General features: G+C 70.2%; 13 protein-coding genes. 8 read left to right on the forward strand and 5 right to left on the reverse strand.

The window, feature by feature from the left end; all coding sequences use genetic code 11:
• Positions 1-17: 17 nt before the first annotated feature.
• From FB464_RS13335 to FB464_RS13350, 4 genes are all read right to left on the reverse strand, one after another.
• On the reverse strand, positions 18-839 hold the full coding sequence (locus FB464_RS13335) for a carbohydrate ABC transporter permease (protein ID WP_116413423.1): 822 nt from the start codon (positions 837-839) through the stop codon (positions 18-20).
• Positions 836-1,861, reverse strand: a complete 1,026-nt coding sequence (locus tag FB464_RS13340) for a carbohydrate ABC transporter permease (protein ID WP_425472422.1) — start codon at positions 1,859-1,861, stop codon at positions 836-838. The genes FB464_RS13335 and FB464_RS13340 overlap by 4 nt, the downstream gene beginning before the upstream one ends.
• 206 nt (positions 1,862-2,067) lie before the next feature.
• Positions 2,068-2,820, reverse strand: coding sequence for a response regulator (locus tag FB464_RS13345; protein ID WP_116413422.1), 753 nt, complete (start codon positions 2,818-2,820; stop codon positions 2,068-2,070).
• A complete protein-coding gene (locus FB464_RS13350) occupies positions 2,817-4,517 on the reverse strand; it encodes a sensor histidine kinase (protein WP_116413421.1) in 1,701 nt (566 codons plus the stop codon). The genes FB464_RS13345 and FB464_RS13350 overlap by 4 nt, the downstream gene beginning before the upstream one ends.
• A gap of 195 nt (positions 4,518-4,712) precedes the next feature.
• On the opposite strand from FB464_RS13350, the gene FB464_RS13355 reads away from it, so the two are divergent.
• The 4 genes from FB464_RS13355 (at position 4,713) to FB464_RS13370 (ending at position 10,317) form a co-directional block, all read left to right on the forward strand.
• Positions 4,713-6,227: a cation:dicarboxylate symporter family transporter gene (locus FB464_RS13355; protein WP_170151833.1), complete on the forward strand. Its 1,515-nt coding sequence runs from the start codon at positions 4,713-4,715 to the stop codon at positions 6,225-6,227.
• 156 nt (positions 6,228-6,383) lie between these two features.
• Positions 6,384-7,454 carry an ABC transporter permease gene (locus tag FB464_RS13360; protein ID WP_116413420.1) on the forward strand — a complete coding sequence of 357 codons (1,071 nt, stop codon included), beginning with the start codon at positions 6,384-6,386 and terminating at the stop codon, positions 7,452-7,454.
• Positions 7,451-8,374 (forward strand): ABC transporter permease, encoded by a 924-nt coding sequence (locus tag FB464_RS13365; protein ID WP_425472423.1) that lies wholly within the window; start codon positions 7,451-7,453, stop codon positions 8,372-8,374. Before FB464_RS13360 ends, FB464_RS13365 begins: the two co-directional genes overlap by 4 nt.
• The gene (locus FB464_RS13370) at positions 8,374-10,317 is read left to right on the forward strand and encodes a dipeptide ABC transporter ATP-binding protein (protein ID WP_116413419.1); all 1,944 of its coding nucleotides are present in this window, start codon (positions 8,374-8,376) and stop codon (positions 10,315-10,317) included. The genes FB464_RS13365 and FB464_RS13370 overlap by 1 nt, the downstream gene beginning before the upstream one ends.
• Before the next feature lie 92 nt (positions 10,318-10,409).
• Here the strand turns inward: FB464_RS13370 and FB464_RS13375 are convergent, their stop codons facing one another.
• Positions 10,410-10,703 (reverse strand): putative quinol monooxygenase, encoded by a 294-nt coding sequence (locus FB464_RS13375; RefSeq protein ID WP_116413418.1) that lies wholly within the window; start codon positions 10,701-10,703, stop codon positions 10,410-10,412.
• 166 nt (positions 10,704-10,869) lie between these two features.
• Here FB464_RS13375 and FB464_RS13380 point away from each other — a divergent pair, with 166 nt between their 5' ends.
• The 4 genes from FB464_RS13380 to FB464_RS13395 all read left to right on the forward strand — a co-directional run bounded on the left by FB464_RS13380 (position 10,870) and on the right by FB464_RS13395 (position 15,285).
• The gene (locus FB464_RS13380) at positions 10,870-12,240 is read left to right on the forward strand and encodes a sensor histidine kinase (RefSeq protein WP_116413417.1); all 1,371 of its coding nucleotides are present in this window, start codon (positions 10,870-10,872) and stop codon (positions 12,238-12,240) included.
• Positions 12,237-12,911 carry a response regulator gene (locus FB464_RS13385; protein ID WP_116413416.1) on the forward strand — a complete coding sequence of 225 codons (675 nt, stop codon included), beginning with the start codon at positions 12,237-12,239 and terminating at the stop codon, positions 12,909-12,911. The genes FB464_RS13380 and FB464_RS13385 overlap by 4 nt, the downstream gene beginning before the upstream one ends.
• A gap of 122 nt (positions 12,912-13,033) precedes the next feature.
• Positions 13,034-13,834, forward strand: coding sequence for an ABC transporter ATP-binding protein (locus tag FB464_RS13390; protein ID WP_116413415.1), 801 nt, complete (start codon positions 13,034-13,036; stop codon positions 13,832-13,834).
• Positions 13,831-15,285 carry an ABC transporter permease gene (locus FB464_RS13395; protein WP_116413414.1) on the forward strand — a complete coding sequence of 485 codons (1,455 nt, stop codon included), beginning with the start codon at positions 13,831-13,833 and terminating at the stop codon, positions 15,283-15,285. Before FB464_RS13390 ends, FB464_RS13395 begins: the two co-directional genes overlap by 4 nt.
• The last annotated feature ends 162 nt before the right edge of the window (positions 15,286-15,447 follow it).

The following is a 15,447-nucleotide window of genomic DNA, read 5'->3' on the forward strand; positions in this document are numbered from 1 at the left end:
TGGAGGTTTGGGGGGGGCTAGCCGGTGACCGCGCCTGCCGTGAGGCCGGCGACGATCTTCCGCTGCATCACGAAGAAGACGATGAGGATCGGCAGGGTGACCAGCACCGTTCCGGCCATCAGCACACCCCAGTTCGTGATGCCGTCGGTGTTCTGCAGCAGCGTGAGGCCGATCGGGAGGGTCATCATGTTCGGCCGGTCGACCACGAGCAGAGGCCAGAGGTACTCGTTCCACTCGGTGACCACCGAGACGAGCGCGACCGCCGCGATGGTCGGAGTCGACATCGGCACGACGAAGGCCCAGAGCCGCCGGAGGTGGCCCGCGCCGTCGAGCGCGGCCGCTTCGAGCACCGAGGGCGGCAGCGAGAGGAAGTGCTGCCGGAACAGGAACGTGCCGAACGCACTCGCCAACCCGGGAACGATGATGCCCTGGTAGGTGTTCAGCCAGCCGAGGCTCGCGACGAGCGTGTAGTTCGGGATGATCACGATCTGCTGCGGAACGAGCAGCGCGAAGATGACGATGGCGAAGAACACCTTCTTGAAGGGCACTTCGATGAACACCAGTGCGTAGGCGGTCATCAGGCCCAGGATGATCTTGATCCCGGCCCCGACGACCGTGGTGATGGCGCTGTTGATGAAGAACGCCCCGAACGGCACCACATCGAGCGCATCGCTGTAGTTCGTCGGCGCGAACGACGACGGCAGCCACTGGATCGGGAGGGAGTAGATCTCCGTCTGGCCCTTGAAGCTGGCCAGCAGCATCCAGACCAGGGGGAGAACCATTGCGGCGACGGCGACCAGGAGGGCGATGTAGCTGCCGATCGGGAATCTGCGCATCATGAGTAGTGCACCTTTCGTTCGACGAATCGCAACTGCACCAGCGTCACGATGAGCAGCACGAGGAAGAGGATGGTGGCGACGGCCGAGGAGTACCCGGCCCGCCCCGCGACGAAGCCCTCCCGGTAGATCTCGTACATCATCGTGGTGGTGCCCTCGAGCGGCCCACCCTTCGTCATCGCCTGGATGATGTCGAAGCTCTGCAGCGAAGAAAGCAGTGTGGTCACGCTGAGAAAGAAGGAGGTCGGGCCGAGCAGGGGCAGGATGATGCGGCGGAAGGTCCTTACGGGACCTGCACCGTCGAGCGCCGCCGCCTCGAGCACGTCGACCTGGATGGCCTGCAGACCCGCCAGGTAGATCAGCGCGATGTAGCCCACGTTCTTCCAGAGCTGCACGATGATGACCATCAACAGCGCCCACTGCGGGTCGTTGTACCAGGCGGGGGACGGCAGGCCGATGGCTCCGAGCACCGCTGCGACGATGCCGAAGTTCGGGTCGAAGACGAACAGCCAGAGCAGGCCGACGGCGACACCCGAGAGCACATATGGAGCCACGATGATCGTTCGGGCGGGGCCGCGCAGCTTGAGCTTCTTGTTGAGCAGCAGAGCGAGCCCGAGCCCGATCACCATGCCGCCGCCGACCGTGGCAAGCGTGAAGATGACGGTCACCCCGATCACCTGCGGGGTCTCCGAGTCGGTCAGCCAGTCGGTGTAGTTGCGGAATCCGACGGAGATGGCTCGCTGCGAGCCGATGTTCCACTGCAGCGTCGAGTAGTAGAACGACTGCAGCAGCGGCTTGTAGGTGAAGGCGATGAGCAGGGCGATGTTCGGGCCGGCGAGGAGCACGAAGAGCAGCCAGTTGCGGGCCTGCATGCGCCGGGACTGGACCTTTCGCGCCCGGGCCCGTTCGGCCGGGTCGGGCACGTTCCGCGTCACGGGAGGCACCGCGCCAGGCCGCTCGCCGGGCCCGGCTTCAGCCTGCCCGGATGTCTCACCCGCCGCTGGGCGCGTCGCTGTCGACGTCATCTGCAACCACCTTCGCTGTTCAGTTCGCCAGCCACGCTAGACGGAGAGAACCCCCCGAAGGGGTGTGCAAAACGGCTTGAACGAACCGGCTGCTTCTCCGTCACGCGCTGTTCAGATTCGGCCGCGAAATTCACCGAGAGATTGCCCTGCGGCAACCGGTTCTGGCGGGTGGCGAATGCCGGGGGCGGTAGAACGTGCGGGCGCGATCAGCGCCGCGTGAGCCGGTACTCGACCTCGGGGCGCCCCGGGGTTCCGTAGCGGGAGGTCTTCTCCGCCGCCCCCGAAGCGACCAGGTGTTCGAGGTACCGCCGCGCGGTGACACGCGACACGGCCGCCGCATCGCTCAACTCGCTGGCCGACAGTGCCTGAGGAGCTGCGGCGAGCGCCGACACCACGCGCTGCAGAGTTCCCTCGGAGAGGCCTTTGTCGTAAGAGACAGGCGCCGCCGAACGCAGGGCACCGAACGTGCTGTCGACGTCGCCCTGTGTCGCCATCGGGCGATCCACGGCGAAACTGTGCCGAAAGTCGAGGTAGCTGCGCATGCGCTCGGCGAAGGTGGCGTACGCGAACGGCTTGATGAGGTACTGCACGATGCCGAGCGAGACGGATGCCCGCACCACGGTCATCTCACGCACTGCCGTGATGGCGATGACGTCGATCTCGAGCCCCGCGCTGCGGATCTGGCGGCAGAGGTCGAGCCCGTACATGTCCGGCAGGTTCATGTCGAGCAGGATCAGGTCGATGGGCGCCGGCCGTGGTTCAGGATGTCGCGGATCCCCGCCGACGGGGTCGTCCGCTGCCCGGGGTGCCGCAGCGCGGAGCTGCCGGATCGCTTCGTGTCCGCTGTGCGCGATCCCCGCCACCTCGAACCCGCCGACCCGCCCGAGGTAGGCGGCATGGGCGCTGGCCGTGATCTCCTCGTCGTCGACCACGAGCACCCTGACGGGAGCGGGGATCATCGGGGCGCCGTCTCGCGCGCAGACTCTCGGTGAGCACCGCGCGGCAGCGTCACGGTCACCACGGCGCCCCCGTCTGCCTCGACGCCGACGCTGCCACCCAGGCGCCGCACGCTCTGGCCCACCAGCGCCAGGCCGAATCCGCGCCCGTGCGGCCCGGCGGCCTTCGACGAGTAGCCCCGCTCGAAGGCGCGGCCGACGTCGTCGATGCCCGGTCCGTTGTCGGAGACCCGGATGACCACGAGCGATTCTCGCGAGTCCGCCATCGAGGCGCCCTCGCTGACAGCCACGACGACACGCGGATGCCCGCTGCCGCCGTCGATCGCCGCATCGAGGGCATTGTCGATCAGGTTGCCCACGATCGTGATGAGGTCGTCGGCGGGCACCCCCATCGGCCCCAGCTCCGGAGCGATCACCAGCTCGAGCTCGGCCCCACGTTCCCGCGCCTCGGCCGATTTGCCCACCAGCAGCGCGGCGAGCACCGGTTCCTCGACGGCTTCGACGAGCTGGTCGGCGAGATTCTGGCCGCGATCGAGCTCGCCGGCAGCGAGCGCGATCGCCTCCTCGCCGCGACCCAGCTCGATCAGCGCGACGATGGTGTGCAGCCGGTTCGCGTGTTCGTGCGTCTGCGAGCGCAGGGCGTCGGAGAGCGTCCGCATGTTCTGCAGCTCCCCCGAGATGCGCAGCAGGTCGGTGTGGTCGCGGAGGGTCGTCACCGTGCCCATCACGCGGCGTGAGGTACCACGCCCCGGGGCCACCGCGACCGCGGGTTCCTGGTTCACCACCAGCACCCTGTTCTCGGTGACGAAAATCTCGTCGACGGCACGGTCTCCACTTGCGAGCAGGCCCCGCAGGGCATCCGGAACCCGCAGCTCGGAGACCGCCACCGGAACATCTCCCGAGACAGGAAGACCGAGCAACTCGGCAGCCTGGTCATTGTGCAGCACGAGCCGTCCGCGGGAGTCGACGAGTACGAGACCCTCCCGAACGGAGTGCAGCACGCCCTCGTAGTACGAGAACATGCGGCTCATCTCCTCCGGCCCGCGCCCCCACGTGACACGCTGCAGATACCGGCTCAGCAGCCACGACGCGAGGGCGCCGAAGAGCAGGGTGAGGCCGGCGAAGCCGAAGACGAGCGGCAGCCGTTCGGCCAGCGCGCCCGACACCTTCGACACCGTCACCCCGGCCGCCACCAGCGCGACGACGGTTCCCTGCTGGTTCAGGATGGGCACGACCGCGCGCACCGACGGCCCGAGAGTGCCGGTGTAGGTCTCGGTGAAGGTGCGTCCCTCGAGGGCCGGCTCGATGGTGCCGACGAACGGTCGGCCGATCTCCTCCGGGTTGGGGTGCGTGAACCGCGTGCGGTCGGGAGCCATGATCGTGATGAAGTCGGTCGCGGTGTCGGCCATCAGGTTCTGCGCGTAGGGCTGCAGCAGGACGCTCGGATCGGCACCGGGGATTCCGCTGCCGGCCGACCCCGCAGCATCCGGTCCCGCCGCCTGGATCGCCTCGAGCACGAACGGATTGTCGGCGATCGAGGTCGCCACCGAGACGCTGTGGTCGGCGGCGCTCGTCTCGACGATTCCGCGGGCGTCGTTCCAGAGCCAGGCCAGCGCCGCGGCCGTCAGCAGCAGGATGAACACGAACTGCAGTGCGAAGAGTCGCCGGGAGATGCTCCAGCGACGGATCCAGGCGATCATGCGGCGTGCCCACCTGCCCTGTTCTGCTCTCGCGACGGTGCGAAACGTTCGGTCACCCTCAGGCTAGACGCCCTGGGCTCCGGATGCCCGCGAACACTATGAACAGAACCCCGGGCCACCACGTCTTCTGTTCGAGGATTGCCCCACTGAACAGCGCCCACGACGTCGTGCGGCGACATTCGAAAGGGAACACTCATGGCAAAGACGCCCCACTCGGCCGGCACCGCCGGTACGGCCCGCACCTCCGGCCCCGGCCGCAGCAGAAGACGCCTCGACCGCGCGCACTACCTCTACCTGTTCGTCATCGTCGCCGTCGCTGCGGGCATCGCGGTCGGACTCCTCGCCCCCGAGTTCGCGAAAGGGCTGAAGCCGCTCGGCGACGGCTTCGTCGCGCTTATCAAGATGATGATCGCGCCCATCATCTTCTGCACCATCGTGCTGGGCGTCGGATCGATCGCGAAGGCGGCCACCGTCGGCAAGATCGGCGGACTGGCCCTCGGCTACTTCATCATCATGTCGACGTTCGCTCTCGGTATCGGACTGGTCGTCGGGAACATCATCCACCCGGGTGACGGACTGAACATCGCCAACGCGACCTACGACACGACGACGCTGGCGCCGGCCGATTCGACGCAGTTCATCCTCGGCATCATTCCGACCTCGCTGCTTTCCTCGCTGACCGCCGGCAACATCCTGCAGGTGCTGTTCGTGGCGCTGCTGGTGGGCTTCGCGCTGCAGCACCTGGGTGCGAAGGGCAAGCCGATCCTGAACGCGATCGGGCAGATCCAGGTGCTGGTGTTCCGCATCCTGTCGATGATCATGTGGGTTGCGCCGATCGGCGCGTTCGGTGCCATCGCGGCGGTCGTCGGCAGCAGCGGCGCGGCCGCACTGGTGAGTCTCGGCACGCTGATGATCGCCTTCTACATCACCTGCGCGCTGTTCATCGTGGTCATTCTCGGCGGGCTGCTGTGGCTGTCGGCACGCACGAACATCTTCCAGCTGATGCGCTACCTCGGCCGCGAGTACCTGCTGATCGTGTCGACGTCGTCGAGCGAGGTCGCCCTGCCGCGCCTGATCGCGAAGATGGAGCACGTGGGCGTCACCAAGTCGGTGGTGGGCATCACGGTTCCCACTGGGTACTCGTTCAACCTCGACGGAACCGCGATCTACCTCACCATGTCGTCGCTGTTCATCGCCAACGCCATGGGCACGCCGCTGAGCATCGGCGAGCAGATCTCGCTGCTGCTGTTCATGATGATCGCCTCGAAGGGCGCTGCAGGCGTATCCGGTGCCGGGATCGCCACCCTCGCCGGCGGCCTGCAGGCCCACCGCCCCGACCTCGTGAACGGCGTCGGCGTGATCGTCGGCATCGACCGCTTCATGTCGGAGGCCCGCGCGCTGACGAACTTCACCGGGAACGCGGTGGCGACCATCCTGATCGGCACCTGGACGAAGCAGATCGACCACGAGCGCGTGCGCGCGGTGCTCTCCCGGCAGCTGCCGTTCGACGAGGCGACGATGAGCACGGAGGACGACGAGCCGCACGTGGGCGGGGCGGGCGACGCGGGCTCGGCGGGCTCAGCCGGCTCGGGCTCGGCGGGCGCCGCGGGCTCGACGGGCGACGTGGATGCCGCGGCCCACGCCAAGGTGACCACCTCGGAGATCGCTGCCATCGTCGACGGCCCCGTCGGGAGCCGCCGCTCCCGCTGAGCCGCGGCACCACGCGCGAACGGACGTCGCTGGGCCGACACGCCTCCGCAGAGGCGGTCGTGTTGGCCCAGCCTCGTCCGTTCGCGCTGTCGCAGGGACAGCCGCGACATCCGCGCGGGCAGCCGCGGGGCCGCGCAGAGCGCCTAGGCTCGGGGGGTGACCTCCCTCGCCGACGCCGCCGGTTCGCCGGGCCCCGGCGGGGCCAGCAGCGCGGGCAGCGCGGGAGCGCCTCGCGCGAGGCCGCGCGGGCGGAGCGGCGGGGCCAGGCGGAGCGGCGCGGCCGGACGGGCGGCACGGTGGGCCGCCACGCGCGTCGCCGGGGCGGTTTTCGTGCTGTGGGCGGTCGCCACGCTCATCTTCTTCGGCATCCGGCTGATCCCGGGTGACCCGGCGGAGGCGATCCTCGGCGGGCCGGGATCCCGCGCGACGCCCGAGGCGCTGGCCCAGGCACGCGCCGAGTTCGGGCTCGACCAGCCCCTGTTCACGCAGTACCTCGGCGAGCTGGGGCGGCTCGCGACCGGCGACTTCGGCACGTCGTACGCCTTGAAGGTGCCGGTCGGGCAGGTCATCCTCGACGGCCTCGGCAGCACACTCGTGCTCACCGTCGTCTCCCTCGCGGTCGCCTGGCTGCTCGCCATCGCCCTCGCCCTCTGGGCAACACGGGGCGGACGGGTCGCGGCAGCGGTCTCGACGGTGCTCGAGATCGTCGCCGCTGCCGTGCCGAACTTCTGGCTCGGTACGATCCTGATCCTGCTGTTCAGCGTGGGGCTGGGCTGGCTTCCGGCGATCAGTACGCCGGGCATCCCGGGCCTCGTGTTGCCGGTGCTCACGTTGGCGATCCCGCTGGCCGGGTTTCTGGGGCAACTGATGCGCGAGTCGGTGCTGAACGCTCTGGATGCCCCGTTCACGGTCTCCGCGCGGGCCCGGGGTGAGAGCGAGACCGGTGTGCGGCTGATCCATGCGCTCCGGCACGCTGCGCTGCCCGCGATCAGCCTGTCGGGCTGGGCGTTCGGGTCGCTGATCAGCGGCGCGGTCGTCGTGGAGACGGTGTTCGCGCGCCCCGGCGTCGGACGCACGCTGCTCAACGCGGTGCTCATCAGGGACGTTCCTGTGGTCATCGGCGTCGTCATGGTGGTTGCGCTGGTGTACATCGTGGTGACGATCGCGACGGATCTCGCCGACCGGATCGCCGACCCGCGGCTCCGGATGCAGGGCGGCGAACGGTGAGCGGGTCGGCGGGCGCGCCGCTGCTGCCACCGACGCCGACGCCGACGCCGACGGCCGCAGGCTCCCCGGTCAGGGATGGCGGGCGTGGCAGCGCCGCGCTCGCCGCGCTCGGCGCCCTCCGCCACCTCCACGCAGCGGAGATCGCCGCCGCCCTCGTGCTGCTCTTCCTCCTCGTCGCCGCGATCGCCCCCCAGCTGCTCACGGCGAGCGACCCCCTCGGCATCGCACCCGCCGACGCCTTCACGCCGCCGTCGCCCGGGCACTGGTTCGGCACCGACGAGTCCGGGCGCGACATCTTCACCCGGGTCGTCTACGGAGCGCGGTCGTCGCTCGTCATCGGCGTCGCGGCGACGGCGATCGGGCTGGTGCTGGCGGTCGTCCTCGGCTCCCTCGCCGGCCTCGGTCCGCGCCCGGTCGACTTCGGCGTGAACCGGCTGCTCGAGGTGCTGTTCGCGTTCCCGGGCCTGCTGCTGGCGCTGCTGTTCATCACGATCTTCGGGCCGGGAGTGGCGACGTCGACGGTCGCAGTGGGGCTCGCGACGGCGCCCGGCTATGCGCGGATCATCCGGTCCGAGATCCGGTCGATCCGTGGATCGGGGTACATCGAGTCCGCGACGGTGCTCGGACGGAGCCCGGCGCAGATCTTCCGGCGACACATCCTGCCGAACGTGGCCGCCGGGCTCTTCGCGCTCGCGACGCTCGGGGTCGGGCAGGCGATCGTCTGGGCGGCAGCGCTCAGCTTCCTCGGGCTGGGCGCGGTGCCGCCGGCCGCGGAGTGGGGCGCGATGCTGTCGGCGGGGCGCACCTACATCTCGGTGGCGTGGTGGCTGACGTTCTTCCCCGGGGCGTTCGTGGTGCTGGCGGCGGCGTCGGCGACGCTGCTCGGGCGGGGCCTCCAGCGACGGAACCGGGAGCGGTGATGGGCGGCGACGGAGCGGGCGGCGGGTTGGATGGCTCGGCCGGAGGTGCGGGCCGCGGGCCGGGCGGCGGCGAGCCGGAGGCCGCGGACCGGGCGGTGCTCGACGTGCGGAACCTCCGCGTCGCGTTCCGGAACGGCCGGGATGTCCAGGCCGTCGTCGACGGGGCGAGTCTCCGCATCGAGCCCGGGCAGTGCCTCGCGCTGGTGGGCGAATCGGGGTCGGGCAAGAGCGTGACGGCCCGCAGCATCCTGGGCCTGGCCGGCGACAACGCTGTGGTCACGGCCGATCGCCTCACGGTCGGCAACCGGAACGTGCTCGCACTTTCCAACCGCCAGCTGCGGGCGCTGCGCGGAGCCGACGTCGGCCTCGTTCTGCAGGATGCCCTCGTCTCGCTCGATCCGCTCCGCACGGTGGGGCGCGAGATCGCGGATGCCCTGCGGCTGCACACGCGACTGACCCCGTCTGAGCGGAACGCCCGGGTGCAGCAGCTGCTCACCGACGTCGGGGTTCCGGAGCCCCGACTCCGCGCCCGGCAGCGGTCGGGTGAACTCTCGGGCGGCCTCCGCCAGCGTGCGCTGATCGCCTCGGCGATTGCGCTCGACCCGCCCCTCCTCATCGCGGACGAGCCGACCACCGCCCTCGACACCACCGTTCAGGAGCAGATCCTGCGCCTCCTCGAGCGTCTGAAAGGCGAGGGTGCTGCGATGCTGCTGATCAGCCACGATCTCGCCGTGGTCGGACGCATTGCGGACACCATCGCGGTCATGACTAGCGGGCGCATCGTCGAGCAGGGGCCGGCCGCCCGCGTGCTCGGCGATCCGCAGCACGAGTACACAAAACGCCTGATCTGGGCGGTGCCGTCGGGCCGCCCGCGCGGCTCCCGCCTGGCGACGCCCCGCGCGGCCTCCCCTGCCCCTACCCCTGCCTCTGCCTCTGCCTCTGCCTCTGCCCTCACCCCTACCCCTGCCCTCGCCCCCTCTTTCGCCTCCGCCCCCTCTCCCCCCACCCCCTCTCCCCCCGCATCCCCACCTCCGCCCGCGCCGAAGGGCCTCAAACCGTTCCACAGCGCCGCCCTCCCCGCACTATGGGTCCCTTCGACGGGCGACGACACGGGCGGCGACACGAGCAGCGGAGGGGCGGCGGGGCGGGCGGGCGGCGCGGTGCTCGAGGCGCGCGGCCTCGTGAAGAGCTACCGCAACCCCGACGGCACCGGCCGTGTCGTCGTCGACGACGTCTCGTTCGTGCTGGAGCGGGGGCGCACGCTCGGGCTCGTCGGCGAGTCGGGGTCAGGCAAGACGACGACCGCGCGCCTCGTACTCGGTCTGACAGCTCCGGATGCCGGAACCGTCACCCTCGGTGGCGCCCCGTGGAGCGTCCTGAACGAACGCCGACGACGCCCCGAGCGGAGGCGGATCGGGGCGATCTACCAGGATCCGCTGGGGTCGTTCGACCCACGCTGGACGGTGCGGGAGATCCTGTCCGACGCCCTGGCCGGCGGTCACGGCTTCCCCGGCGGCGGGACAGCCCGAGATTCCCGCGGCACGGAGGGTGCCGTCGCCGACCTCCTCGACTCGGTCGGCCTGGCCTCGTCGCTCGCAGGCCGGCGACCCCTCCACCTCTCGGGCGGCCAGCGGCAGCGGGTGGCGATCGCGCGGGCGCTGGCGCCGCATCCGGAGATCCTCGTCTGCGACGAACCCGTCTCGGCCCTCGATGTGTCGGTGCAGGCGCAGGTACTCGACCTGCTCGACGAGTTGCAGCGCGAGCGCGGGCTCAGTTACCTCTTCATCTCCCACGACCTGGGCGTGGTGCAGCACATGAGCGACACGGTGGCGGTGATGTTCGACGGACGGATCGTCGAGCAGGGTCCGAGCGCCGAGGTGTTCGCCCACCCCGAGCACGAATACACGCAGCGCCTGCTGGAGGCCGCCCCGCGCCTGGCCTGAACCGCACGCGGACCGACGACCGCGGGCATCCGGAACCTAGTGCCGCGCCCGAGCCCACCCCAACGCTGGGGACGGCCCCGGTCATCCGGAACCTAGAGCGTGAAGGCCGTCTCGAACAACGTCAGTACCGGCGGGCCGGCCAGGATGGTGCCGAGCGAGCTCTTGCCCTCGTCGGTCGCCCGCCAGGCGCGGTAGGCCGTGTCGGCCTCAATCGACTCCCAGCGTTCGACGATGGTGACGTGCGCGGCATCAGCGCGGTCGATGAGCACGTCGACACCCAGGTTGCCCTCCCGGGCGCGGGTCTGGGTCAGCACACTGCGGATCACGGCCTCGGATTCGGGGACGGCTTCGGCCTTCAGACGCAGTTCGAGCAGGGCGGTGATCATGGTTCTCCTTCGTCGGTGCGCGGAACGGTCACGCTCGCGCGCAGTACACCCAACCTGCCACAGCCTGCATCGATTCCTCCATCGGAGGGATGATTTTCCCCGCCGATCGCTCCCGGATCCGCACGACGCTGGCCCCTTCGCCACGAGCGCCGCCTACGGTGTTCTTATGGTCCGCGCTCTCACCTCCCGCCAGTTGGGAATCGACATCGGTGTTGCGGCCGTCCTCGTGATCATCGCGATCGCGTACACGGCCCAGACCGGCTACATCGGTTTTGCTGAGACGGCCGTGTCGTTCGGCCTGGGCGCGGCACTCGCGCTCCGCCGGTTCAGCCCGCCGCTCGCGCTCGGCTTCGCCTGGCTGATCGCTCTGCTGCAGATGATGCTCCGCCAGGACCCCGGGCTCGCCGACCTCGCGATCCTGCCCATCCTCTATTCGACCGCCGCGTACGGGCCCAGCGTGCTGCGCTGGCTCGGCTTCGCCTCGACGTTCGTCGGGGCAGGCATCGCGACGCTCTACACCGTCACGGTTCCCGCTCTCCTCAGCTATGCGACGCCGTCCGTGATCTACGACGGTCTGCGGGCCGGGCTGAACGGTGAGTTGGCGACGGCGGCGCAGAGCACCCTGATCGTCTTCACGGGATCGCTGGCGGTGTTCATCCTGAGCTGGGTGCTGGGTGTGCTGACGCGCGCGTTCTCCCGTTCCGAAGCGAGCCGTGCAGCCCAAGCGGCTGCCGAGAACGACCGGCTGCTCGCCGAGCAGGCGGTGATCGTGGAACAGGAGCGCAACCGCATCGCCCGCGACATGCACGACATCGTCGCCCACTCGCTCGCCGTGGTCATCGCTCAGGCCGATGGTGCCCGATACCTGCATGCCGCTTCGGCTATGGGACCCGTCGAGGGAGCCGACGATCTCGTCGGGGATTCGCTCACGACGATCGCCACCACCGCCCGCGGGGCTCTGGCAGACGTGCGGGTGCTGTTGGGCGAACTCCGGCACCAGGAATCGACGGCGCCGCAGCCGGGTCTCGGGGAGCTGGATGATCTGGCCGCCCAGTTCCGTTCGACAGGTCTCGCGGTCGAACTCCATTCGAGCGGCATCCCGAGCCCTCTTGGCGCGACACGCGAGCTCGCCGTCTACCGGATCGTGCAGGAGGCGCTGACGAACACCCTCCGGCATGCCGACCAGTCGAAGCCCGTGGTCGTCGCGCTCGACTGGGGGCGGGAGGATCTCTGGCTGACGGTGACGAGCGCGCTTCTCGCCGATCGTGGTGCTGCGGCGGCCGACCTCGCCATGCCCGCGCGGGCGCCCTCTGCGGCCGTGACCGCTGACCGATCGGCGATGACATATGCCGGTCACGGCATACCCGGCATGGTCGAACGCGCCGCCCTCGCTGGCGGACACCTGGCTGCGGCACCTCGCGGCACCCTCTTCGTGGTCTCTGCACAGCTTCCCGTCCCGGCCGAATCTGTCGCCACAGCGTCGGTCAGCACTGAGTCCGACACGGCGCAGGCTGCGACACAGGCCGCCACCGCATGAGCGACACCCTGGTCATCCGGGTCGCTCTCGTCGACGACCAGGCCCTCTTCCGCTCCGGGCTCCGGATGCTCGTGGCGAGCCAGCCCGACCTGACCCTCGTGGGCGAGGCCGCCGACGGCACCTCCAGTATCCCGATGGCAGCCGAGACCCACCCCGATGTCATCCTGATGGACGTGCGGATGCCCGGCATGAACGGTATCGAGGCCACCCAGCGCATTCTGGCGGCGGCGGATGCCCGGGGTGCCGCGCGGCCGCGCATCATCGTGCTGACCACCTTCGACCTCGACGAGGCCGCCGCGCGTGCCATCCGCAGCGGGGCCAGCGGATTCGTGCTGAAGGACGCCGAACCAACCTTCCTGCTCTCAGCGATCCGGATGGTGCACACCGGCAGTGCCGTGATAGCCCCCTCTGCCACGCGCGAACTCTTCGACCGTTTCACGGAGGGTTCGGCGAAGTCTCCCCCACCGGCCACCTTCCAGACCCTGACCACCCGGGAGCGGGCGATCTTCAGCCAGGTGGCCCGTGGCCTCAGCAACGCGGAGATCGCCGCCGACGAATTCGTCAGCGAGGCAACGGTCAAGACGCACCTCAGTCGCGTGCTCGGCAAGTTGGGTCTCCGCGACCGCGTGCAGCTCGTGGTGTTCGCCTACGAGCACGGCCTCGCCGGCTGACGCCACCTCATCTGCCCCCGCTCGCACCCAGCGCCCGCTCAGCACACACCTCATCCCTTCGGCTGACCCCGGTCATCCGTTTGAGCGATCCGCCCGGCCCGCGCCTTTCCTATGGTCAGAACATGACCCCCGAAACCCTCACCCCGCCCCTCCCGGCCCGCCAGCATGTCAGTGCTGCCCGACAGGCGCCGATCGCCGAGGTACTGAACCTCAGCAAGAGCTTCGGCTCCGACTCCGCCGCCGTGACTGCGCTGGCGAACGTGACCCTGCGGCTCGAAGCGGGCAGCTTCACCGCGATCATGGGACCGAGCGGCTCGGGCAAGTCCACGCTCATGCACATCATGGCCGGGCTCGACTCCGCGACATCCGGAACCGTCTCCCTCGGCGGAACCGACATCACCCGCCTCGACGACCGCGCACTCACGCTGCTGCGTCGTCGCCGGATCGGGTTCGTGTTCCGGTCGTTCAATCTGGTGCCGACGCTCGATGCTCGGCAGAACATCCTGCTGCCGTTCGAGCTCGACGGGCATACCCCCGACGCTGAGGAGAGCGCCCGCATGCTCACCCTCGTCGACGCGCTCGGGCTCACGGCGCGTCTCGGCCACCGCCCCCATGAGCTGTCGGGCGGGCAGCAGCAACGGGTCGCGATCGCCCGGGCTCTCGTCACCCGCCCCGACCTCGTCTTCGCCGACGAACCCACCGGCAACCTCGACTCGGCGTCGAGCCGCGACGTGCTCGCCCTGCTCGCCGCGGCCAGCCGGGAGCACGACCAGAGCATCGCCATGGTGACCCACGACCCTGTCGCCGCGAGCTTCGCGGACCGCATCGTCTTCCTCGCCGACGGACGGGTGGTGGATGATCGGGGCCCCTCCTCCGCGCACGAGATCAGCCGGCTCATGCTCGAGCTCGAGGCCCGCGCGTGAGCGGGTTCGCCCGCGCCGGCCGGAGCGCCGCTCGCCGCACGCCGGCCGGCCGGAGCGTCGCCGCCCTCCGGGAGCACACCCCGAGCATCCTCGTCGCCGCCCTTAGCGCCGCCTTCGGCGTCTCGCTGCTCGAAACCGTGAGCGTGCTCACCACCGCCATCGCCGCCGACGACGTCACCGGCGCCAGCGCCACCGTCGCATTCATCCTGCCGGTCGCCGCCGTCGTCTTCGTGAGTATCGCGGTGTACGTCGGCGCCGTCGTCACGGCCAACAGCTTCCAGACGATCATCGCCGGCCGCACCCGCGCGATCGCCCTGCGCCGTCTGATCGGCTCCGATGCACGGTCGGAACGGGCAGCCGTCACCCGCGAGGGGCTCTTCGTCGGCGTGCTGGGCGCCCTGCTCGGGGCACTCGGCGGAACCGTCGTCACGATCCTCCTCACAGCCTCGACCGTCGCGCTCGGGCTGCTGCCCGACCTGCCCTACGCGCCCGTCACCCCGACGGTCGCGCTTCCCGTGGTCGCGGTGGTGCTCACCACCTGGGCTGCATCGTGGGTCGGATCCCGCAGCGTGCTCGCCGTGACGCCCCTGCAGGCGATCGGCGCGGCGGGCGAGGCTAACCAGCGTGAGGCCGCTGGCGGCCCGGCCCGGGCGGTGGTCGCGGTGTCGCTGTTCCTCATCGGCGACGTGCTCCTCGCAGCGGGGGTCTTCGTCGGGCTCAGCGACCCGAGCGGCGTTCTCGTCGCGCTCGCCGGCGGCATCGTGTCGTTCCTCGGAGTGGTGGTCGGGGCGAACAGGGTGCTGCCGGTCATCCTGAGCGCCGTCGGCCACCTCTTCGGACGCGGACCGACCGCCCGCCTGGCCGCCCGGAACGCCGTGCGGAACCCCGAACGGAGCGCCCGTTCGACCGTCGGCCTGCTGATCGGCGTGACGCTCATCACCACATTCGCGGTCGCGACGGCGGGCTTCCAGCAGATGATCCACACAGCGCAGGCCGCTCAGCCGGAGGTGTACGAAGGGGTCGACCGGATGCTCGTCACCACCGTGGCCGTCTTCTCGGCCCTGATGGGATTCAGCGCCCTCATCGCGGCTGTCGGCCTCGTCACGACCCTCTCGCTCAGCGTGCTGCAACGCACCCGCGAACTCGGACTGCTGCGCGCTCTCGGCTTCACCCGCGGGCAGCTGCGCCGGATGATCGTGGCAGAGAGCGCGGCCCTGACCCTCTCGGCGGTCGCACTCGGCCTCGCGCTCGGAACGTTCTACGGCTGGGCCGGAGCCCAGTCACTGCTCGGCGGGATCTCCGGAAGTCCCGGCCTCGTGCCGCCCACCGTCCCCGCACTCCTGCTCGCGGCCGTCGCCCTCGCGGCGGCGCTCCTCACGCTGCTCGCGTCGCTCGCGCCCGCCCGCCGCGCCACCCGCCTCGCTCCGACAGCGGCTCTCGCCTCCCCCTGACCCGCGCGAAGAGCGATCGAGAGGACGCAAACTGCTCCAAAAGTCGCATCCTTCGACAGTTTGCGTCCTTTCGGCGAGGCCGATCGCGCTGCTCGCCCGCCCGCCTGCCCGTCAGGTTCGGACGCCGCACGCCTGTCTACAATGGAGGCGAACCTCGGGAGG

It is taken from the genome of Subtercola boreus, from assembly GCF_006716115.1.
GTDB classification, from domain to species: Bacteria; Actinomycetota; Actinomycetes; order Actinomycetales; family Microbacteriaceae; genus Subtercola; species Subtercola boreus.